Source organism: Promicromonospora sp. CA-289599 (assembly GCF_050936155.1).
Classification (GTDB): Bacteria; Actinomycetota; Actinomycetes; order Actinomycetales; family Cellulomonadaceae; genus Promicromonospora.
Genome location: NZ_JBNJNI010000001.1, coordinates 4,472,049 through 4,493,867, shown reverse-complemented (window position 1 = coordinate 4,493,867; position 21,819 = coordinate 4,472,049). Strand labels below are relative to the sequence as shown.

Annotated in this window: 13 protein-coding genes; 3 read left to right on the top strand and 10 right to left on the bottom strand. The window is 71.9% G+C overall.

The annotated features are described in order from the left end of the window. Positions 1-48: 48 nt before the first annotated feature. The 6 genes from ACQEVI_RS20005 to chrA all read right to left on the bottom strand — a co-directional run bounded on the left by ACQEVI_RS20005 (position 49) and on the right by chrA (position 6,622). Positions 49-345 carry a hypothetical protein gene (locus ACQEVI_RS20005; protein WP_432902007.1) on the bottom strand — a complete coding sequence of 99 codons (297 nt, stop codon included), beginning with the start codon at positions 343-345 and terminating at the stop codon, positions 49-51. Positions 346-385: 40 nt separating this feature from the next. Beyond that, on the bottom strand, positions 386-2,161 hold the full coding sequence (locus ACQEVI_RS20000; protein ID WP_432902005.1) for an ABC transporter permease subunit: 1,776 nt from the start codon (positions 2,159-2,161) through the stop codon (positions 386-388). Continuing rightward, the gene (locus ACQEVI_RS19995) at positions 2,148-3,686 is read right to left on the bottom strand and encodes an ABC transporter substrate-binding protein (RefSeq protein ID WP_432902003.1); all 1,539 of its coding nucleotides are present in this window, start codon (positions 3,684-3,686) and stop codon (positions 2,148-2,150) included. The genes ACQEVI_RS20000 and ACQEVI_RS19995 overlap by 14 nt, the downstream gene beginning before the upstream one ends. 13 nt (positions 3,687-3,699) lie before the next feature. After that, positions 3,700-4,386 (bottom strand): ABC transporter ATP-binding protein, encoded by a 687-nt coding sequence (locus ACQEVI_RS19990; RefSeq protein ID WP_432902001.1) that lies wholly within the window; start codon positions 4,384-4,386, stop codon positions 3,700-3,702. Continuing rightward, a complete protein-coding gene (locus ACQEVI_RS19985) occupies positions 4,383-5,111 on the bottom strand; it encodes an ATP-binding cassette domain-containing protein (RefSeq protein WP_432901999.1) in 729 nt (242 codons plus the stop codon). Before ACQEVI_RS19985 ends, ACQEVI_RS19990 begins: the two co-directional genes overlap by 4 nt. 119 nt (positions 5,112-5,230) lie before the next feature. Continuing rightward, positions 5,231-6,622 carry a chromate efflux transporter gene (gene chrA, locus ACQEVI_RS19980; RefSeq protein WP_432901997.1) on the bottom strand — a complete coding sequence of 464 codons (1,392 nt, stop codon included), beginning with the start codon at positions 6,620-6,622 and terminating at the stop codon, positions 5,231-5,233. 260 nt (positions 6,623-6,882) lie between these two features. Between chrA and ACQEVI_RS19975 the strand changes: the two genes are divergently transcribed. Next, on the top strand, positions 6,883-7,368 hold the full coding sequence (locus ACQEVI_RS19975; protein ID WP_432901995.1) for a hypothetical protein: 486 nt from the start codon (positions 6,883-6,885) through the stop codon (positions 7,366-7,368). A 64-nt stretch (positions 7,369-7,432) separates the two neighbouring features. Here the strand turns inward: ACQEVI_RS19975 and ACQEVI_RS19970 are convergent, their stop codons facing one another. Then, entirely contained in the window at positions 7,433-8,107 is a 675-nt protein-coding gene (locus ACQEVI_RS19970) for a TetR/AcrR family transcriptional regulator (protein WP_432901993.1), read from the bottom strand. Positions 8,108-8,207: 100 nt separating this feature from the next. Between ACQEVI_RS19970 and ACQEVI_RS19965 the strand changes: the two genes are divergently transcribed. Then, on the top strand, positions 8,208-9,140 hold the full coding sequence (locus ACQEVI_RS19965; RefSeq protein ID WP_432901991.1) for an SDR family NAD(P)-dependent oxidoreductase: 933 nt from the start codon (positions 8,208-8,210) through the stop codon (positions 9,138-9,140). An 85-nt stretch (positions 9,141-9,225) separates the two neighbouring features. On the opposite strand, the gene ACQEVI_RS19960 is transcribed toward ACQEVI_RS19965, so the two are convergent. Then, positions 9,226-14,793: a choice-of-anchor G family protein gene (locus ACQEVI_RS19960; protein ID WP_432901989.1), complete on the bottom strand. Its 5,568-nt coding sequence runs from the start codon at positions 14,791-14,793 to the stop codon at positions 9,226-9,228. A 337-nt stretch (positions 14,794-15,130) separates the two neighbouring features. Beyond that, on the bottom strand, positions 15,131-17,692 hold the full coding sequence (locus tag ACQEVI_RS19955) for a helix-turn-helix transcriptional regulator (RefSeq protein WP_432901987.1): 2,562 nt from the start codon (positions 17,690-17,692) through the stop codon (positions 15,131-15,133). A gap of 353 nt (positions 17,693-18,045) precedes the next feature. Here ACQEVI_RS19955 and ACQEVI_RS19950 point away from each other — a divergent pair, with 353 nt between their 5' ends. Then, complete coding sequence (locus ACQEVI_RS19950) at positions 18,046-19,713, top strand: M15 family metallopeptidase (RefSeq protein WP_432901985.1); 1,668 nt, start codon at positions 18,046-18,048, stop codon at positions 19,711-19,713. Between the two features lie 110 nt (positions 19,714-19,823). On the opposite strand, the gene ACQEVI_RS19945 is transcribed toward ACQEVI_RS19950, so the two are convergent. After that, positions 19,824-21,812: an anthranilate synthase family protein gene (locus ACQEVI_RS19945; RefSeq protein WP_432901983.1), complete on the bottom strand. Its 1,989-nt coding sequence runs from the start codon at positions 21,810-21,812 to the stop codon at positions 19,824-19,826. Between the last annotated feature and the right edge of the window lie 7 nt (positions 21,813-21,819).

Here is a 21,819-nt window from a genome sequence, read left to right as displayed (position 1 = left end):
TCCTGCGGCACGACCGACCGAAGCCGCAGGAGGACGCGCCGGCCCGGATCAGTGCTCGTCGTAGTGGTCCCCGTGGACGGCGTGCTTGTGCCCGTCGTGGACGTAGTCCGTGTGGTCGTCGTGGGGAGCCGCCTCGTGCCCGCAGTCCGGGCCGTGCGCGTGCTCGGCCGCCGTGTGCTCGGCGACCGACTCGTGCTCGTCGTAGTGGTCGCCGTGCAGCGCGTGCCGGTGCGTGCCGTGCAGGAAGTCGACGTGTCCCTCGTGCTGCACTGTCGCGTGACCGCAGCTCTCGCCGTGCTGGTGCTCGGCGGTCGTGTGCTCGGCGTGGATGTCGGTAAGACTCATGCGGCTGCCCTCCGTTGTGGCTGGGACGCCGACGTCGGCGTCAGCCCACATTTGCACGGGCCGGGGGTTCCTGCCGGGCCGTGGGGCGACTTCTGCGCTTTGTCCGGCGGCTCCGGAGTCCGGCGAGCGCGACGGCGCACACCGACGTCAGGACGAGTGCCGCGGCGGGCGCGAGAGTGGTCCACGGTGCGCGTTCCACGTAGTCGATGCCCTCGCCGAGCAGCAGTCCCCACTCGGGGAGCGGCGGCTGGGCGCCCAGGCCGAGGAAGCCGAGCGCCGCGAGCGCCAGCGCGACCCCGGGCAGGCGGAGCATGCCGTGGCGCAGCAGCGGTCCGATCGTGGCGGGCAGCACGTGCCGCGCCCAGATCTCGAGGCGGGAGAGGCCCGCGACCGGGAGCCACCTGATGTGGGGCATGGCGTTGGCCTCGTCGATGAGCGCCGTCGCGTGAGCGGTGAGAGGCGGCCAGGTGACCCAGAGCACGGCGAGCGCCGCGCCGCCGACGGAGGGGCCGAGGAGCGCGGCGATGATGACGCCGGCGAGGATCGGGGGCGTGGCGTTGGCGATCTCGGCCGGTCCGCGGGCGGTCTCGCCGAGCACTGCCAGGAGCAGTGCGACGGCGATGGCGGCCAGGATGATCCCCACCGAGGGCAGCAGGGTGCCCAGCGTCCCGTGCGCGACGCGCGCCAGGAGGTCCCGCCCGCTGGCGTCCGCTCCGAACGGCAGCTCCGCGCTCGGCGGTGCGAGGCGCGGGTGGGCGATCGTGTACGGGTCGCGGGGCAGGCCGAGGGCGAGCATCAGCGTCATGAGGCCGAGCGCGACGCCGACGGTCCAGCGCGCGGCCCGGTCGTCGCCCCGCCGTTCGGGAGGTGGCGGGAGCGCGCCGGGTGGCAGCGGTCCGCCACGCAGGACACGCCGGGCGAGGCCGGCGAGCAGGCCGACGACCAGTGCCGCGAGCGCCATGAGCAGGATGCCGGCCTGCAGGGCGGGCAGGTCCTGCGCGTTGGCGGCGCCGAGGAGGTAGCGGCCGAGGCCCGGGATCGCGAAGACCTGTTCGACGGCGACGGCGCCGCCGAGCACGCCGATGAGCACGAGCCCGAGCTGGTCGACGACCGCGGCGGCGGCCCGGCGGAGGACCCCCGTGAGGATCACGCGGTGGCGTGCGCCGGCGAGCAGCCACACGCTGACCCAGCGTTCCTCGGTGACGCCGGAGACGGCGTCGGCCAGCAGGCGGCCGAGGAGGCCGCCCGCGGGGATGCCCAGGGCGAGCGCGGGCAGGATCGCGGTGTCGAGCCCGCTCCACCCGTAGGGCGGGAGCCACTGCAGCTGGACGGCGACCACGACGAGGAGGGTGCTCGCGAGGAGGAACTCGGGCAGCGCGGTGAGCGCTACCCCGACGGGTCCGGAGCCGCGCTGCGGGCGGTCGCGGAGCACCCGTAGCGCGGCGGGCGTGACGACGGCGGCCACGATGACGAGCGCGACGACCGCCGCGAAGGCGGTGAGGGTCAGGGAGACGCCGAGCGCGTTCCAGACCCCCGGCCCGATCTCGCCGCCGCTCACCCAGGAGGTGCCGAGGTCGCCGCGGAGCACACCCGACCACCAGCGGATGCTGGTGGCCACCGGGCCGCCGTCGAGCCCGAGCTCGGCGCGGACGGCGGCGAGCGCCTCCGGCGTCGGCTCGAGCTCGGCGTAGCGGGCGCGGAGCACCGAGGCGGCGGGGTCGCGCTGCGAGAGCCAGGGCAGCGCCCCGGCGACGAGCAGCAGCGCGACCCCGCTGACGAGCCGGGAGACGATCCCGAGGGCGTTACCGTGCCGCATCGAGGTGGGTGTCGGCGGTGATGAGGATGCGCTCACGGGGGTCCCGGGCGGCGTCAGCCACCTGCTGCGACTCACCCTGGATGACCCGCTCGTGCAGGAGCGGGATCGCGGCGTCGGTGGCGAGCACCGCGGCCTCCGCGGCCATGCTGGCGCGCTGACGGTCCTCACCCGGCTCCGTCTGCGCGGCGCGGCTGATGGCCTCGTCGACGTCGGGGCTGCACAGCTGGGCGATGGAGAAGCCGCCGTCGCAGGTGAAGTCGGAGGCGAGGTAGGCGACGGGGTCCCCGGAGTCGAGCACCGTGGCGCGGGAGAGGATGAACGCGTCGAACGTGCCGTCCAGCGCGTCGGCCTCGATGAACTGGTACTCGCGGACGTCCTGCTGCACGTCGAAGCCCGCGGCCTCCAGCTGCTGCTCGAGGATGACGGCGACCTCCGGCAGCTCGGCCCGGTCGGTGAACGTGCCGAGCGTGATCTGCACGCCGTCGACCTCGGACGGCGTCGCACGGCCGTCGAGCACCTCCTGGTAGGCGGGCTCGTCGCGGTATCCGGCTGCCCACGGCAGCGCCGGCCCGAGCAGACCCTCCGCGACGTCGGCGCGGCCCTCGTAGACGGACTCGATGATCGCCGCGCGGTCGACGGCCTCCCGTGCGGCGGCGCGGACGGCGGGGTCCGCGAACGGGCCAGACTCGGTGTTCAGGTACAGCGTGTTGGTACGCGGCATGGGCACCTCGGTGATGAGGTTCTCGTCGATCGACGCGGCCTGCCCGGCCGGGATCGCCTCGACGACGTCCGCCTCGCCCGTCCGCAGGGCGGCGGCGCGGGCCGTGCCGTCGGGCACGTACCGCACGTCGATCCCCGCGGCCTGCGCGGGCTCGCCCCAGTAGCCGTCGTAGCGCTCGAGCGTCGCCCCGACGACGCCGTCGATCGCCGTCAGCTCGAACGGCCCGGTGCCCGTACCGGTCGGGTCGACGCCGCTGTCGGTGTAGGCCTCGGCGTCGAGGACCGCGAGCTGCGGGCTGGAGAGCCGGTGCGGCAGGAGCGGGTCGGGCTCGGCGGTGGTGAGGACCACGTCGTCGCGATCGGCCCGGACCGTCAGGTCGACGCCGTCGAGGATGCGCGGGACCGGGCTCGCGTCGATCGCGTGCTGGAGCGAGTTGACCACCGACTCGGTGGTGAGCTCGTTGCCGTTGTGGAACGACACACCCTGGCGGACGGCGAACCGCCAGGTCGTGTCGTCGACCTGCTCCCACCCGGTGGCGAGCGCGGGCAGCGCCTCCCCCGCCTCGTCGAGGACGACCAGCGTCTCGGCGGTGGCCCAGCGCGAGAGCTTGAAGGCGTCGTCGCTCAGGGGGCTGAGGCCGGAACGCGGGGGCTGCAGCATCGCGACGGAGATCCGCTCGTCGGATCCCGCGCCGCCGGCCGGGGCCGGCTCGGAGAAGCACGCGGTGAGCAGGGAGAGCGACAGCGGGATCGTCACGAGCGCGAGGAGCCGGCGAGGCTGGGGGCGGCGCTTGAGGGGGTTCATCGGATGGTTCCGTTCATGGGGCGGGAGCGGTGATCGTGAGCGTGCGGGTGCAGCGCTCCGCGACCTCGGGGTCGTGGGTGACCAGGAGGAGCGCGATGCCCAGCTCCCGGGTGATGGTCAGCAGCGCCGCCGAGACGGCGCTCGCCGTGTCGGCGTCGAGCGCGCTGGTGGGTTCGTCGGCGACGAGGACGGCGGGGCCCGGCGCGACCGCGCGGACGATCGCCGCGCGCTGGGCCTGCCCGCCGGAGACCTCCGACGGGCGGCGTCCGAGCAGCTCCAGGTCGAGCCTGGCCAGCTCCGCGGCCCGGTGCACCCGGGACTTGATGTCGTCGTCGCCCGTGAGCCTGCGCACGGCCTGCTCGATGGACCGGCCGAGCGTCCAGCGCGGCACGAAGGCGGCGAGCGGGTCCTGCGGGACGCCCTGGACCAGGCGACGTTGGCTCCGCGGCGGACGGCCCGATGGTGTGCACCACTCGTTGCCGCCGACCAGGACACGTCCCCCGGCCGGGGTTCGCAGGCCCAGGGTGATGTCGGCGAGGGTCGACTTGCCCGCGCCGGACCGGCCGACCACCGCCACGGACTCGCCGGGGCGGACCTCCAGGCTCGTCGGGGCGAGGACCGAGCGGGCCTGGGCGCCGCGGCCGTGGACGGCGGTCAGACGCTCGATAGTGAGCGTCGGCGCGGTGAGCTCCGCGGTCACCGGGCGCCCCCAGGTCCGGCGCCCGGTCCGGCGCCCGGTGCCAGCTCGGTCACGGCGCCGTCGGACACCGCGAGGTGGCGGGCGCCGAGCGCCCGGACCACCGCGATGTCGTGCGTGGCGACGACGAGCGTCTGCCGCGGGCCCACGATCTCCTCCAGCAGGCGCAGCGTCTGGTCCCGGGACTCGTGGTCGAGCGCGCTGGTCGGCTCGTCGGCGAGGACCAGCGGTGCGTCCGTCAGGGCCGCGAGCGCCACGCTCGCGCGCTGCGCCTGGCCGCCCGAGAGCTCGGTGGGACGCCGCCCGTGGAGCGCGGGATCGTCGAGCCCTACCGCGGTGAGCACCGTGCTGATCCGGGCGGGGTCGGCACCGGTCACCATCCGCAGCTGGCGGGCGAGCGGGACGAGCGGGTGCAGGGCGTCGAGGCCGCGCTGCGGGACGAAGCCGATGCGCTGGAGCCGCGCGGTGCGCTCCCCGGTGAGGCGCAGGCCGGCCGGCCACCGCCCGGTGAGAGTGCTGAGCAGGAGCGACTTGCCACTGCCGGACGGCCCGGTGATCACGATGCGCTGCCCGGCGAGGACGTCGAGGGAGGCGACGGTCAGGAGCTTCGTACCGTCGGCGGTGCGCACCTCGACATCACGCAGGGACAGGATCGGGCGGTCCACCTGATCCGGCCCGTCGACGCTGTCCTGGTGCTCGCGGACGGGCTTGATCAGGTTCTGACTCATATTGAGAATCATTATCGCCCAAAGGGTGATCTCTTGACAAATGCCGCAGCCCGGCAGACCGGTGGTCTGCCGGGCTGGTTGCCGCGAGCAGGATGGTGCGAGTGGTGGGCGCGGGCCGGTCAGAGCAGGCCGGCGAGACCGAGCCCGAGACCGAGCAGGGCGCACACACCCAGCGTTCGCAGCACCGACCAGCGCACCACGAACAGCAGCAGCGCCGCGACGACGGCGATGCCCAGCGCGGCGGGCTGGATCGAGGTGAGGGCGGGGACGTCGAACGACAGCGGACCGGCGGTCCAGGGGTTCGAGGTGGCGAAGAGTGTGTGCGTGGCGAAGTAGAGGGCGAGGTTGGCGATGACGCCCACGACCGCAGCGGTGATGGCCGTGAGGGCGGCGCTCAGCGTCCGGTTGCCCCGGAGCCGCTCGACGTAGGGCGCGCCGAGGAAGATGAAGAGGAACGACGGCACGAAGGTGACCCAGGTCGTCAGCAGCGCACCCAGCACGGCCGCCGCCCACGGGTCGAGGGCGCCGGGGTTGCGGTAGGCGCCGAGGAACGCGACGAACTGCACGACCATGATCAGCGGCCCGGGCGTGGTCTCGGCCAGCGCCAGTCCGCGCGTCATCTCGCCCGGCGTGACCCACGCGTAGGTCTGCACGGCCTGCTGCGCGACATAGGCCAGCACCGCGTAGGCGCCGCCGAACGTCACCAGGGCACTGCCCGAGAAGAACAGTCCCTGCTGGGTGAGCACGCTGTCGACCCCCGTCAGCAGCGCGACCGCGAGCACCGGGAGCGACCACGCCAGGAGGCCCAGCACCAGGACCCGCAGGGCGCGGCGGCCGGACGGCTTCTCGGCGTGCAGGGCGTCGTCGGGGATGAGCGGGGCGGGGCCGTCGGCCCGGTCGCTGCGCGGTGTGGTGGCGATCCAGACCGGCGCGTAGCGGTGCACCAGCCACCCGATCACACCGGCGCCGAGCACGACGAGGGGGAACGGCACCGCGAAGAAGGTGAGCGCCACGAAGGCGGCGACCGCAAGGACGACCAGGGCAGGACTGGTCAGGGCCCGCCTGCCCACCCGGAGCACCGCCTGGACCACGATGGCCAGGACGGCCGGCGCGAGGCCGGCGAACACCGCCGAGACGACGGCGGTCTCGCCGAAGGCGACGTAGATCGCGGACAGCACCAGCAGCGCGAGCATCCCCGGCAGCACGAACAGGCCGCCCGCGACCAGGCCCCCGCGCCACCCGTTGAGCAGCCAGCCGGTGTAGACGGCGAGCTGCTGCGCCTCGGGCCCGGGCAGGAGCATGCAGTAGTTGAGCGCGTGCAGGAACCGGCCCTGCCCGATCCACCGCTTCTCGTCCACGAGGGTGCGCTGCATGACGGCGATCTGCCCGGCCGGGCCGCCGAACGTCTGCCACGAGATCGCGAACCAGGCGCGCACCGCGGTCCGGAAGGGGACCAGGTCCGTCGGTGGCGACGCGGCCGCAGAGGTCGCGCCGGTCTCATCATCAGTCATGTCGCCGGCCACGCTCAGATGTAACCATGCCCCTCCGACCCGTACGTCGGGCGAATTCGACCCTTTTTTGACAGAATGACCGCATGGCCCCCTTGGGGCCGGTGATTGACCGACAGCACATCCGCCGAACCACCCAGGCGAAGCACCCCCCATATCGCTCCGCACACAGGGTGAATCACGACCGGAACTCCATGCCTCTGCATGGACGCCCTCTCCCGTGCCCGCCAGCAGACCCGGGCAAGACCACGTGAAGGATCGATATGCCGCCCAGCACCACCAGCTCCGTGCTCGAGAGGATCGAGACGTCGATCTGCCGACAGTACGGCAAGCACTCCCCCCACACCGCTGACACCCACCCTGCGACAGACTGCGAGTACACGGCCGTCGTCGACCAACCAGCGCTGCCCGGAGCCATGGAGACCGCCACGTTGCGGGTCTGCCGCGGAGCGGCCGTGGACCTCTCCGACCACTGGGCGTTCTTCGACGACCTGGCACCCGCCGCCGCGTTCGTCCGGGCGGGCCGCACGTCAAACCTGATGTCGTCGTGGGAACTGTTCGAGGCAGCCGAGGTCCGGGCCTTCTGCGCCCGGCACCACCGCGAGGAGGCGGCCCTTCTGCTGGGCCGCCAGGTCTACGAGGAGTCCGAGATCCACGCGCACGCCGCGCGGTTCACCGCGACGGCCTCCGCCCGGACGCACGTTGCCTCCTGGCTCGGAACACTGCTGCGCACCTCTCCGGCCCGCTAGCGAGAAGCAAGCCGGCCCGGCACGAAGGTTCTCGTGCCGGGCCGTTGCCGTTGCCACCTCGGCGTCAGCGGGCACCGGAGCGCGCAAGGGCACCAGCGATGAGCAGGGACACGGCACTCTCCAGGCCGGAGTCCAGCTCCACCCGGAACCCGATCAGCGAGGGGTCGACGTCGTAGGCCGCGAGCGTGCTGGCGGACGGCCTCAAGTACGTCGACATCGCGCCGGCCAGGACCAGCGCCGTCATGCATACCGATCTGGCGTTGTCGCCGAGCTCCGGCAGATGGTGGTGGAGCAGCTCGACGACGGTCCCGAGGTTGGCGAGGGCGGACCGCTTGTGGCGCAGGACGACGTCGACGGACACGTTGTGCTCGAGGACGCCCGCCTGCGCGTTGGCCAGATCGCACAGCACCGCGTGGCGCGCCAGCGACCGGCTGAGGATCGCCGCCATCTGGTCACCACGCTCCCCCGCCGGGAGCCGCGGATCGACGCCGGCGGCGAGCTCCTGCGAGACCTCGGCGATCCATACCTCCACGGCGTCGGTCAGCAGCTCGAGCAGGACGGCCTCACGCGACTCGAAGTAGCGCAGCACGTTGGACTTCGCCAGCCCGACGCGCCGGCTCAGCTCGTTGAGACCCACCTCGGCCACCGGCATCTCGTCGAGCATCGACCGCGCCGTGTCGAGGATCGCCTGGCGCCGGATCTCCCGCTGCTCCTCGCTGCGTGCTCGCTGAAACGTCATGTCCGCCAGTTTACAGACCGCCAGTCTATTGACAACAGACCGAAGGTCTCTTACGGTCGAGCCACAAGAGACCGGCGGTCCGTAAAAAGGAGCATGACCCATGAGTGAGCGATGGACCGAGCAGAGCATCCCCGACCAGCGGGGCCGGGTGGCCGTCGTGACCGGCGCCAACACGGGCCTGGGCTTCGAGACCGCACGGGCTCTCGCCGAGCACGGAGCGCGGGTGGTCCTGGCCGTGCGCGACGTCGAGAAGGGCAAGCTGGCCGCGGCCCGCATGTCCGGCGACGTCACGGTGCAGGCCCTGGACCTGACGTCGCTGGAGTCCGTCCGCGACGCGGCGGCGGAGCTGCACACGAAGCACGCCTCGATCGACCTGCTGATCAACAACGCAGGCGTCATGATCCCGCCCAAGCAGACCACGCGGGACGGGTTCGAGCTGCAGTTCGGCACCAACCACCTCGGCCACTTCGCGCTGACCGGGCTGCTCCTGGACCTGCTGCTGCCGGTGCCGGGCTCCCGGGTGGTGACCGTCAGCAGTATCGCCCACCGCTCCGGGGGCGCCGCGATCCACTTCGACGACCTGCAGTGGGACCGGACCTACAGCAGGACCGGGGCCTACGCGCAGTCGAAGCTCGCGAACCTGCTGTTCACCTACGAGCTGCAGCGCCGTCTCGCACCGGCGGGAACCACGATCTCCGTCGCCTCGCACCCCGGCCTGGCCAGCACCGAGCTGGTCCGCAACCCCTCAGCGGTACTGCGCCTGATCGCACCGGTCCTCGGGCCGTTGGTCAGCCAGGACGCCGCGCACGGGGCGCTGCCGAGCCTGCGTGCCGCGACCGACCCTGCGGTGCTCGGCGGGCAGTACTACGGTCCTGACGGCAGGGGCGAGCTCCGCGGGAACCCACGAGTGGCCCCGTCCAGCCCGCAGTCCTACGACCAGGCCCTTCAGCAGCGGCTGTGGTCGGTGTCCGAGGAGCTCACCGGCGTGAAGTTTCCCGAGACCCAGCCGGCGCTGGTGGAGCGGACCGAGTAGCCGGCGCAAGCCGGCCCGGCACGAGGGTTCTCGTGCCGGGCCGGCTCACCCGCCGGCCGGATCACCGGCCGTCAGCGGTTTCCTGCTACTGCTTGTCAGACATCTTGCCCATGGCCGTGGCCGCGGCCATCGCGAGCTCACGTCGACGCCGGATCAGTACCGCACCGGCTCCGAGCAGGAGCATCGAGATGGTCACCAGGGTGGCGACGTCCGCACCGGTAGTGGCCAGACCGCCCGAGCCGGAGCCCGAACCGCTGCCGTTCCCGTTGCCCGAACCGTTACCGTCACCGTTGCCGTTGCCGTTGCCGCCACCGGTGGACGTCAGCGCCACCTTGAACGAGGCAGCTGCGGAGTCCCCGATCGTCTGGCTGGTGGCGGTTCCGATGTACGAACCCGCCTTCTGCCCGGGCGGGACGATGAAGGTCCACTCGACCTTGCCCGTCTCGTCCGCGGCGGCGGCCTGCAGCCGGATCGACGTCGCGCGGATCACGCCGACGACCATCTCACCCGGCTCGAAGCCCGCGGCGTAGAGAGTCTGGCTCGCACCAGGCTTCACCGAGTCCTTCTCGAACCAGGCGGTCAGCGTCCTGGAGTCAGGTCCCGTCACAGTGATCGGCACCTCGGCACCGTCACTGCCGTCCTCGGGCTCCGCGACGATGACGTGCACGCCGGGATCCGCGTCGTCCGGGATCTGGATGGTGACCGTGAACCCGCACGACTCGTCCGGGGTCACCGTGACGGGGTCGCCGACGGGGTCACCCGATGCGTCGGTCAGCGTGACGCTGACCTCGACACCCGCGGGGAAGCCCGTACCGGTGACGGTCACCTCGCCGCCCGGCTCGACGGACGTCGGGTCGGCGACCAGGGTCGGGTCCGTGCACTCCTCTCCGGGGTCAGAGCCAGGCTCGACCGTGAGCGGCGCCTCGGCACCCTCGCTGCCGTCCTCGGGCTCCGCCACGACCTCGTAGTCACCAGGTTCGGTGCCCTCGGGGATCGTGTAGTCGGTGGTGAAGCCACAGTTCTCGTCCGGAGTGACCGTGACCGGGTCGCCCACCGGGTTGCCCTCGGCGTCCGTGAGCTGGATCGTGACGTCGACGCCGGCCGGGAAGCCGGTGCCCACCACCGTCACGGTCTCGCCCGCCGGTGCAGAGCTCGGCGCCACTGTGAGCTCAGGTGCCGACTCACACTGCTCGGCCCCCGAGATCACGGTCAGCGGCGCTTCCGCCGGAGTACCGGTGGTGTCGTCGGTACCGACGACGGTGTAGTCACCCAGGTCGACGTCCTCGGGCACCGTGAGCGGCGTCGTGAAGCCACCGTTCTCGTCGGTGTCGACGGTGATCGGGTCACCGACGGGGTTACCGTCAGCGTCCGTCAGCTGGACCGTCACGGTCGAGTCGGGCGTGTAGCCCTCACCGGTGACCGTCGTGGTGCCACCCGGCGCGACCTCCGCCGGATCCACCGTGAGCGACGGAGCGATGTCCGCGGGCTCGACCGTGAGCGGCGCCTCGGCACCCTCGCTGCCGTCCTCGGGCTCCGCCACGACCTCGTAGTCACCGGGCTCGGTGCCCTCGGGGACCGTGTACTCCGTGGTGAACGAGCACGCCTCGTCCGGAGTGACCGTGACCGGGTCGCCCACCGGGTTGCCCTCGGCGTCGGTCAGCTGGATCGTGACGTCGACGCCGGCCGGGAAGCCGGTGCCCACCACCGTCACGGTCTCGCCGGCCGGGACAGAGCTCGGCGTGACCGTGAGCTCGGGTGCCGACTCGCACTGCTCGGCAGCCGTGATCACCGTGAGCGGAGCCTCCGCGGGAGTCCCCGTCGTGTCGTCGGTGCCGACCACCGTGAAGTCGCCGGGCTCGGCGTCCTCGGGCACCACGAGCGGCGTCGTGAAGCCACCGTTCTCGTCGGTGTCCACCACGATCGGGTCACCGACGGGGTTGCCGTCAGCGTCCGTCAGCTGCACCGTCACGGTCGAGTCAGGCGTGTAGCCCTCACCCGTCACCGTCGTGGTGCCGCCCGGGGCGACCTCCGACGGGTCGACCGTGAGCGACGGAGCGATGTCCGCGGGCTCGACCGTGAGCGGTGCCTCGGCACCCTCGCTGCCGTCCTCGGGCTCCGCCACGACCTCGTAGTCACCAGGCTCGGTCCCTTCCGGAACCGTGTACTCCGTCGTGAACGCGCAGTCCTCGTCGGGAGTCACCGTCACCGGGTCACCCACCGGGTTGCCCTCGGCGTCGGTCAGCTGCACCGTGACGTCGACCCCGGCCGGGAAGCCGGTACCCGTGACGGTCACCGTCTCACCTGCCGGCACCGAGTCCGGAACCACGGTGAGCGCCGGGTCGGACGCACACTGCTCGGCACCCGAGATCACGGTCAGCGGCGCCTCAGCAGGCGTCCCCGTCGTGTCATCGGTACCGACCACCGTGTAGTCGCCGAGGTCAGCGTCCTCCGGGACCACGAGCGGCGTCGTGAAACCACCGTTCTCGTCGGTGTCCACCACGATCGGGTCACCGACGGGGTTACCGTCGGCGTCCGTCAGCTGCACCGTCACGGTCGAGTCAGGCGTGTAGCCCTCGCCCGTCACCGTCGTGGTGCCGCCCGGGGCGACCTCCGACGGGTCCACCGCAAGGGTCGGCGTGATGGCGGCCGGCTCGGTGATCGTCAGCGGCGCCTCGGCCGGAGTACCGGTGGTGTCGTCGGTCCCGACCACGGTGTAGTCACCGGGCTCGGCGTCCTCGGGCACGCACAGGTCGGCCGTGAAGGCACCGTTCTCGTCGGTGTCGACGACGATCGGGTCACCGACAGGGTTGCCGTCGGCATCCGTCAGCTGGACGGTGACCGTCGAGGAAGGCGTGTAGCCCTCACCCGTCACCTCCGTGCAGGCACCCGGCTCGACCTCGGTCGGGTCGACCACCAGCGTCGGTGCGATGTCCGCGGGCTCGACCGTGAGCGGTGCCTCGGCACCCTCGCTGCCGTCCTCGGGCTCCGCGACGACCTCGTAGTCACCGGGCTCGGTGCCTTCCGGAACCGTGTAGTCGGTGGTGAAGCCACAGTTCTCGTCAGGAGTGACCGTGACCGGATCGCCCACCGGGTTGCCCTCGGCGTCGGTCAGCTGGACCAGGACGTCGACCCCGGCCGGGAAGCCGGTGCCCACCACCGTCACGGTCTCGCCGGCCGGCACAGAGCTCGGCGTCACCGTCAGCTCAGGCGCCGACGCGCACTGCTCGGCACCGGTGATCACCGTGAGCGGAGCCTCGGCAGGCGTGTCCGTCGTGTCGTCGGTACCGACCACCGTGTAGTCACCCGGCTCGGCGTCCTCGGGCACCACGAGCGGCGTCGTGAAGCCACCGTTCTCGTCGGTGTCCACCACGATCGGGTCACCGACGGGGTTGCCGTCAGCATCCGTCAGCTGCACCGTGGCCGTGGAGTTCGGCGTGTAGCCCTCACCGGTCACCGTCGTCGTGCCGCCCGGGGCGACCTCCGCCGGGTCGACCGTGATCGACGGGTCGATCGCCGGTGCCTCGGTCACCACGAGCGGTGCCTCGGCGGGCGTGCCCGTCGTGTCGTCGGTGCCGACCACCGTGTAGTCACCCGGCTCGGCGTCCTCGGGGACGCAGAGCTCCGTGGTGAAGTCACCGTTCTCGTCCGTGTCGACGACGACCGGCTCACCCACGGGGTTGCCGTCGGCATCCGTGAGCTGCACCGTGACCGTCGAGCTGGGCGTGTAGCCGGAGCCGGACACCTCCGTGCAGTCGCCCGGAGCCACCTCCGCCGGATCGACGCTCAGCTCCGGGGTGATCTCGGACGGCGGGGTCACGACCAGCGGCGCCTCGGCAGGCGTATCCGTCGTGTCGTCCGTGCCGACCACCGTGTAGTCACCCGGCTCGGCGTCCTCGGGCACCACCAGCGGCGTCGTGAAGCCACCGTTCTCGTCGGTGTCCACCACGATCGGGTCACCGACGGGGTTGCCGTCGGCGTCCGTCAGCTGCACCGTGGCCGTGGAGTTCGGCGTGTAGCCCTCACCGGTCACCGTCGTCGTGCCGCCCGGAGCCACCTCGCCCGGGTCGACCGCCAGGGTCGGAGCGATGGCCGCCAGGTCGCAGGCGTCGATCCGCACGCCGGCGTTGCCGAGGCCGATCCGGCCCGCGTCCACCGACTGGACGAGTCCGAGGCTGAGCGCGGAGACCTCGAGCTGGCCGAGCAGCTCCGTGCCGTCGGCGGTGGTGCAGGTAGCCGTCTCCTGGTGGTTGATCTGCAGCGAGACGAACTGCACCACGATGTCGAACACGGGCGACAGCGCGGCACCGATCGTCCCGGTGATGCCCGACTTGATGTCGTTGATCAGCAACTCGAAGATCTGGTCGCCCGCGTCGCTGATGATGAGGTCGTAGACGGCCCCGAAGATCGGCGCGGCGGCATTGCCGAGACCGTTGATCGTCGTCGCCAGCAGCGTCCCGGTGACCGCCTGGACACCGGTGCTGTTGTTGACGACCTGCGGGAAGTTGCCGTTCACGGCGTCCGCCAGGGGCACCGACCACGACACGTCGAGCGTGCCGAGCGCCGACTGGTCGAAGAACGCGATGTCGATCGTCACGGCGTTCAGCGAGTCCTCGATCGCACCGATCAGGATGCGCGTGGCCTCCTGCATGATCTCGTGGACGCCCTCGGCGATCTGCGGGTACGTCTGGTCGTCGATCACCTCGTAGTTGGGGGCGAGACCGTTCATGCCCACGTCGTCGCCACCACCCCAGGGGTCGTTGCCCTCGACCAGGTGCTCCAGGTGGACCTGCAGCTCACCGGTGGAGAGGTCCAGGGTCACGAGCTGGTTCGCCGACGTGATCGGCTCCCCCACGACGGACTGGAACAGCGTCTCCTGCATGTCCGAGTCCACGGTGACCGTCGGCTCCGGGATCCCCGGGACCGCAGCCAGCAGCGCCGTCAGCGCCGAGATGTCGAGCGTCTCGTTGACCAGCGTCTCGATCTGCGTGTCGATCGCGCCGCCGATGTCGTAGATGGTGTCGGCAGCGCCCGCGACGATCGGGGAGCGCAGACGCAGCGTGCCGTCGCCGAGGCGGTACTGCCCCGGCCCGGTCACCCCGCCGTCGGGGTCGAGGATCACGCCGTCCTCGGCGATGACCTCGGCGCCGAGGGCGCCCAGCTCGATCGTCAGCTCGTCGACGACCGCGTCGGTGATGCCGTCCACGCCGACGAGCCTCGCCAGCGACAGCACGTCGATGGACGCGGTGCCGAAGGAGTCCTCCGCGCCGTCCAGGGTGACGCCGCCGTCGGCGCCCAGCAGGCCGGACACGGCGCGCGCGTCCATGGGACCGGATGCCTCGCTAGTGCTGGCGAGTGCGCCGATCTGGCCGAAGTCAAGGAACTGGTCCACCGGGAGCTGGATGTCGCCGAGCGCGAGCACCTGGGAACCGAGGAGGTCGACGTTCAGGTTCTCCGAGTTCGGGCCGGGGTTGCTGAGCGACCCGGCGTCGGAGGTTGCCGCACCCAGCAGCTCCTGCTGCATGAGCTCGGACGCCAGCACGCTGGCAGCCGCTTCGGAAGGCTCGTCGGGGTAGTTGTCCACAGCGACGGCGGGGGCGCCGACAGCCGTGATCAGGAGCGCTGAGGCGGCCACTGCGGCGAGGCCTCGGCGCAACGTCGCGCCACCTCGCACTCGCCCTCGGGAATCTCGCCTTCGAATAAACGGCACATGCGTCGAGATCAAGAAGATCACTCCTCTACGTTCGCGCCTGCTGCAATGGCGTCGGGAATTGCTGCGACCCGCACCAGATGCGGTACGTGCCCGCCCTCAGAACACACAGGAATGAAATGATCTGCCACGCGTGAACGGCAATCATGCACGAGCGCACTGCCGCGCAATACAAAGTGCGTCGATGCAACCAAGGACAACTCGGAGCACAAAGGACGGGGAATTTCGGTCACTGACCCATCAATCGACGAAAGAGCCAGAAAAGGAGCGGGTGAAAAATACCTCAGCCGTTACCGGCGAGCCAGCCGGGCGGGTCCACCTCGGCCAGCTCCATCAATTCCTTGCGGTCCCGCACCCGCAGGAGCACATAGATCTGGCGCAGGCGATTGGCGACAGTGCGCTCGGAGACGTAAGCCGCCTCCGCGATGCGCGCATTGGTCACACCGCGGAGCGCCAGGCGGACGAACTCGCGATCGTTCGCGCTCAGCCGAGCCCAGCCGGGACCGTCCGAGGTGCCGAATCCGGCGCGGCACACGTCGATCGCCTTGCGCCAGCCGGGCGTGCCGGCCAGCCGGGCGAGCACCCGGCCTTCCGTCAGAGCAGGCTCGGAGGCCGCCCGGTCCCCGTGGGCCAGGCAGTAGCGTCCGTAGGCGACGAGCGACCGCAGCCGCTGCCATGGCGAGACCAGGTGCGAGGCAGGCAGCCAGTCCTCGACGCCGTCCACCCGCGTACCCGCGTCCGCCAGCATGGCCTGCAGCCGGGTGTAGGCCGCACCGGTGTCCGCGCCGGCCCGTTCCTGGGGCTCGATCGGCGGGTCGGCGAGCGCCGACCGGGGCACGTCGCCATGGACGCCTCTCGAGGCCAGGACCGCCTCGACGAGGTCGGCCCGGGCCTGGACCCGGCCTCGGTAGGGCCACTGGCAACGTTCCAGCCCGAGGGCCAGGAGCTCCGCGGCCCGTTCGGCCTGCCCGACGGCGAGATGTCCCGTGCCGAGGTCGACGGCGAACTCGCCGAGCGCTCTGGTCGACCACGCCTCGGCCGACAGCGGCACCGAGCTGGTGGGCGCCCTGCCGTCGAGCATGGCGTCCGCGGCGGCACGCAGTCCTTGGACCGGGAGCCAGTCCGCGACGCTCGGGCGAAGGTCGGTCACCCGCGCAAGACACTGCCGGACGTCGGCCGCGCACCCCTCGAACATCGCGACCCTGGCGGCGGCGAGATGCCGTGCCACGACCTCCGCGACGGTCCTGCCGGAGGACGTGCCCGACTCGCCGTCCAGGAGCCGACGGGCTCCGGCCGCGTCACCCAGCAGCAGCCGGGCCCGCACCTGGAGGCAGACGCCCACCCAGTCCAGACGTCGCGTGGACCCGATCACCTCGAGGTCCGCGCGGAGACCGGCAGGATCGGCCAGGCAGCCGGTGCGTTCGAGCTGGATCAGCGCGGCGGCCGCGCGTTCTCCGGCGGCACTCTGCGCGGGTTCGACGGCGGTCGTCCCGTGCCACCACAGATGATCCGTCCACTCCGGGCCGACCGTGGACGGCGTCCACCAGCGGACGCGGTCGTCTGCCCAGGTCGCCCCGCTCAGAAGCGTGAGGCCGACCGCACGGGCCGCCGCACGTGGTTCCCGCTCGCCCGGGGAGAGTCCCTCGACGGCGTCGAGGTGCAGCCCGTTGAGGATCACCTCGGCGAGAGTGGCGGCGACCGGGAAGGTCGGTCGGTCGCCGTCCGTGGCTGGTCCGGCGTCGGCTGGTCCGGCGTCGGCCGCAGCGCGGCCCTGCTCCCGGCACAGCAGCGCGAGCAGCGGGTAGCGCGCGGCCAGCCGGTTCACGTCGCCGGGTCCTGGCGGGACCGAGATGGTGCCGAGCCCGACGCTCCACTGCGCGGAGTCGTCGATCGTGCGGTCCAGCACGCCGGCCGCCGCCAGGACCGGATGGTTCGCGAGTCGGGACGTCGCGGTGGCGTCGAGCCCGCCGCGCAGTACCCGGAAGGTCCGCCGGGCCACCGGCCCGACGCCGTCCGGCCCCGGCCAGAGCACGTCGCCACGGCGCTGCGCGGGGCTGAGCCCGTCGGCGAGCTCGAGGGCGATCCGCGGGTTGCCCGAGCTCCACCAGTGCAGCCGTTCCGCGACGTCGGCGGCCAGCGGTGTCCGCAGCACGGCGTCCAGCAGCAGACGCAGCGACCGGGCGTCGAGCGGTCCGAGGTCGAGCACCTCCACGTCGTCGGGCAGCGGGCCTACCGGAACGTGCCGGGCCGCGGCGAGGACGCGCCAGCCACGCTCGTAGGCCAGGTCCCCGAGCTGTTGCAACCAGGCGGCCCGGCCGACCGAGAGCACGTCCAGGTCGTCGACGAACAGTATCCGGGGGCCCGTGCTCCTCGGTCCGACGGCGGAGCCCACCGCGTCCAGGAGGCCTGCCGCGTCGAGCTCGTACCCCGGCCCGTGCGAACCTGCTCCGAGCGGCACAGGTCCGACCGGCCTTGCTCCGAGCGGCGCTGCTCCGAGCGGCCCTGCTCCGACCGGCACCGAGAGAGACGACAGGTCGAGGTGCAGCCGGCCGGACAGCGCCTGGGCGTACGGACGTGACGCGCACGACCGCACGAGCCGCACCGCCGAAGCCTGTGCGCCGAGCCGGTGCAACGCGGCCAGCACCGTGGTGCTCTTGCCGATACCGCTGAGACCGCTCACGACCAAAGTCGTGGGATCAAGACCGGTCACGAACGCCTCGATGAGTCGCAGCTCCCGGTCCCGGCCATGAACCACGCGGTCCAGCCCCCCACCACCCTGGTCCGGTGCCTGCCCCGATGATCCTGCCGGCCAGCCGCCCGCCCAGGGCCCGTCCTCTGGATCCACGCTCGCTCCTTTTCAGGAAACTCCCATGACTTTCAATGGGCAATGCCAGAGAAAGCCTACGGCGGGCCCGTGTCTCCGCGACCGGAAGAGCAACTGCCGCAGAGCTTCACCTCGTGCGTCAACCCAACTCGTGATACTCCTTTAACGGCCCCCAAGAGATCCTTTAACCGCCGTGGACAGATCCGAGCAGCACGCACCACGAACGAACGCACCAACCGAGGGAGCGACGTGTGAAGGACGAGGCGAAGAATTTCGCTATGCCCGTATCCGGACCGGTTTCTCACAGTTTCTTCCACAAGAGATGTTTCAACAGAAGATGGGTGCGCACTGGCTGGGCCGGCATTGTCGCCACAGTGACTGCGGGGGGTCTGCTCTTCACCGTCTCGGCGAATGTTCCACCCGGGCAGCTGTCCTCCGCTGATGGCGAACGTTCCGCCGAGCAACCCGCCGAGCACCGCGCACGGCTCAGAGCCGAGCCGGTCGTCCGGGCCGTCCCCACGAACGTGAGCGTGGAGCAGATCGTGGCGCTCCTGGAGCGGGTCGAGAAGCTGGCGCGGGAGCAGGGTCCGGACCTCAGCCCGACGATCGCACAGGCCGCTGCCGAGCTCGGGATGCTGTACACGACCTATCAGGCGCAGCAGCAGCCGTCCGTCGAACAGAACGGGGGCCTGCGCGTCGAGGACGCGCCGGTCGCGCGCGCCACCACGAAGAAGGGCGCCGAGAAGAGCCAGGACGTCGAGGAGCCGGCACAGCAGGAGGTCCTGTCGGCCGTTGCCGTGTCCTACGTGCGCGCCGCGGAGGGCCACTCCCACGCGGAGAGCGAGCCGGCCCGGGAGGGCGAGCCGCACGGGGTGGGCCCGGAGACCGGCCACGTGACCTATGACGAGGTGATGGTCGCGGCCATGCGGCTCGCGGGCATGCTGGACCAGTCGATGCCGGACGCTTCCGTGGACGTGCAGCGAACTGACCGGTTCGAGGGCTCTCCGCTGCTCGCGGGCGGTTCGGGGCGTCAGGGCTCCTCGCTGCGCTCGAACCTGCACGACGTGGTCGCGGTGTTCGGCGACTCGACGGTCGGCTATGCCAACGGCCGGATCCCCGCAGCGGTGCTCTGCGACCTGGAGTTCGCGCCGGGGCACATGCTGCGCTGTGACGCCGCGGAACGGCTGACCGTGCTGAACAAGAGGTTCGAGCGGAAGTTCGGCTACCCGATCCCGATCACCGACTCCTACCGCACCTACGTGGAGCAGATCAGCCTCGCCGGCTCGAAGCCGCACCTGGCCGCGGTGCCGGGCACCTCCAACCATGGCTGGGGCCTCGCGGTGGATCTCAGCGACCCGATCTCGGGCGGCACGTCCCCGGAGTACGCCTGGCTGCGGATACACGGTCCGGACTACGGGTGGGACAACCCGTCGTGGGCCCGGCTGGGCGGAGCGAAGCCCGAGCCGTGGCACTTCGAGTTCTTCGCGGCCGGTCCGGTTCCCGACCGTGCGGTCGACCCGTCCGACGTCGACACGTGGGGCCCGACCTTCGCGTCGAGCTCCTCCGGGAACACCGGTTCGCGTTCCGAGCCGGCGGCCGATCGCCGGCCGAAGGACGACTCTCGCGACTCCGAGGCCAGGCAGCGGCCGACGAAGCCGAAGGACGAGCCGAGCACCAAGCCGCCGGCGAAGAAGCCGGCCAAGCCCGCCGCGAAGCCCAAGCCGAAGCCGAGCCCGAGCGAGCCGAAGCCCAAGCCCACGCCGAGCAAGCCGGCGCCGAAGCCGACGACTCCCCCGACCGGCCCGGTTCCGTCACCGGTTCCATCACCGGTCCCGTCACCGATCCCGTCGCCCGCTCCATCGCCGACCCCGGTTCCCTCGGATCCCGGCCAGGAGCCCCCCGCGCCGGAACCCAGCCCGTCGGAACCCAGCCCGTCGGAACCCAGCCAGCAGCCGACGACGCCGGAGACGTCGCCGAGCCCGTCGGCGCCGACCGGTTCGCTGTCCGACGTCGCCGAGGGCCTCGGCCTGACCGAAGACTGACCTAGCGTGTTTCGGGATGGTGCCTACGGAACTGACTCGGCGTACCAGGTACGCCGAGTCAGATCCGCAGTCCGACCAGCGCGCTGACTGGCGGTACCCGGTACGCCGAGTCAGTCAGATGGGATCAGCTGCCGCGGCTCCGCCGGGACACCCAGGACGTGCCGGGTGAGGGCGTCGAGGACCGTGAGGCCGTCGGACGAGAGCACCGACTCCAGGTGGCCCTGGACCGAGGCGACACGCGGACCGCGCAGCGCGGTGAGCACGCCGTCCGCGTCGAAGGACGGTTCCAGGGCGAGCCGGGGCACGGGACCGTCGTCGGCGGCACTGGTGGTGGTGACGTGCGCGCCGAAGGTGTTGTAGTAGCCGACGGCGGCCGTGCTGCCGAACACGTCGGCGTCGAGCCGCACGCCCTGGCGGGGAGCGGGGAGCGGGCGGATCGGGAAGCCGGCGAGGCCCGCGAGGACCTGGTGGCTGAGGCAGACCGCGAGCAGCGGCCGGCCCGCGGCGACCCGCTCGTGGATGCGCCGCGCGATGGAGGCGATGCGTGGGTCCTCGTGATCGCGCGGGTCGCCCGGCCCGGGGCCGAGCACGACGAGGTCGTCCGCGAGGACGTCGTAGTCGGCGTCCCACCGGACCATGCGCGTGTTCATGCCGAGGTGGCGCAGCTGGTGCGCGAGCATCGTCGTGAACTGGTCCTCGTGGTCGACGATCAGGACGTTCGGACCGGTCAGGACCGCCGTCGTGGCGGTGTGGGAGGCGTCCTGCGGGCGCACCCAGAACTCGGCGAGCTGGCTGTTGCGGGCGGCGAGCGCCTCGGCGACACCGGGCTGCGCGTTCAGGTCGACGGCGACGTCGGGCCCGGCGCCGCGCGGTACGAGCCCGAGCGAGGTCAGCACGCCGGACGCCTTGGCCCGCGTCTCCGCGACCTCGTGCTCGGGGACGGAGTGGCGCACGAGGGTCGCTCCCGCCGGGACGGACACCAGGCCGCCGTCGTGCAGATAGGCGGTGCGGATGAGGATCGGGGCGTCGAGCGAGTAGGTCACGGGGCCATCCGCCGAAGGAGCAGCGAAGCCGGGCCCGGCGACAGCAGGCTCCGGCTCGAACAGGGCGAGGAACCCCGAGTAGTAGCCGCGCGGGCGCGACTCGTGGCGGGTGATCACCGTGCAGGCGTTCTCCATGGGCGACCCGGTGACGGTCGGCGCGAACATCGTCTGGCGCAGCGCCTCGCGGGGGTCGAGGTCGGTCCGGCCCTCCAGCAGGTACTCGGTGTGGCTGAGGCGAGCCATCTGCTTGAGGTAGGGGCCGACGATGCGCCCGCCGTCCGGGCAGAGCGCGCTCATCATCTTCATCTCCTCGTCGACCACCATGAAGAGCTCCTCGTTCTCCTTGGTGTCGCGCAGGAACTCGAGGACGCCGTCGCGCGTGGGGCCCGTCACGGGGTGGCGGTAGGTGCCGCTGATCGGGTTCATCCGGGCGACGCCGTCGCGCAGGGTCAGGTGCCGCTCGGGCGTGGCGCCCGCCAGGGACAGCGCCTCGCCGTCGGACGCCGGGGCGTGCACCGCGAAGGTCCAGTACGAGCCGACCTCGTGCGTCAGCAGCGCACGGAACCACGACGTGAGCGTGCTCACGGGCGCGGCGGAGGTGCGCGCCTCGAAGCGGCGCATCACGACGAAGTTGGCGCCCGCGCCCTGCCCGATCTCGTCGTCGATGACGCGGCGCACGATGCCCGCGTACTCGTCGTCGGGGATGTCGAAGCCGAGCGGCTCGGCGGCGACGGGCTCGAGCGGGAGGAGGGCGATGGCGTCGGCCAACGAGACCCGCTCCGACTCGCGGGCGACGATGCAGCGCAGCGGGGCGCCGTCGTCGTGCACGGTGAAGCCACGCTCGACCGCCTGGCGGAAGGGGACGACGGCGAGCACCGGCGCACCGTCGAGCGGGATGTCGCCCAGGAGGTCGACGTCGACGACGTCGCCGACCAGCACCTCGACCTCGAGGCTGCCCTCACGCCGCAGGAGCGCGAACGGGAGCGTGCCGTCGGAGGCCAGTACACGGTCGAGAAGGGGGTGGTCGATGCTGGCGGAGCTACGGCTGGCGGACATGCGGGGC

Bases quoted from the DNA above. Each gene is read 5' to 3' on its own strand.
- ACQEVI_RS19965 (WP_432901991.1), top strand. From the start codon at position 8,208: ATGAGTGAGCGATGGACCGAGCAGAGCATCCCCGACCAGCGGGGCCGG.
- ACQEVI_RS19945 (WP_432901983.1), bottom strand. From the start codon at position 21,812: ATGTCCGCCAGCCGTAGCTCCGCCAGCATCGACCACCCCCTTCTCGAC.
- ACQEVI_RS19970 (WP_432901993.1), bottom strand. From the start codon at position 8,107: ATGACGTTTCAGCGAGCACGCAGCGAGGAGCAGCGGGAGATCCGGCGC.
- ACQEVI_RS19975 (WP_432901995.1), top strand. From the start codon at position 6,883: ATGCCGCCCAGCACCACCAGCTCCGTGCTCGAGAGGATCGAGACGTCG.
- ACQEVI_RS19995 (WP_432902003.1), bottom strand. From the start codon at position 3,686: ATGAACCCCCTCAAGCGCCGCCCCCAGCCTCGCCGGCTCCTCGCGCTC.
- ACQEVI_RS20005 (WP_432902007.1), bottom strand. From the start codon at position 345: ATGAGTCTTACCGACATCCACGCCGAGCACACGACCGCCGAGCACCAG.
- ACQEVI_RS20000 (WP_432902005.1), bottom strand. From the start codon at position 2,161: ATGCGGCACGGTAACGCCCTCGGGATCGTCTCCCGGCTCGTCAGCGGG.
- chrA (WP_432901997.1), bottom strand. From the start codon at position 6,622: ATGACTGATGATGAGACCGGCGCGACCTCTGCGGCCGCGTCGCCACCG.
- ACQEVI_RS19985 (WP_432901999.1), bottom strand. From the start codon at position 5,111: ATGAGTCAGAACCTGATCAAGCCCGTCCGCGAGCACCAGGACAGCGTC.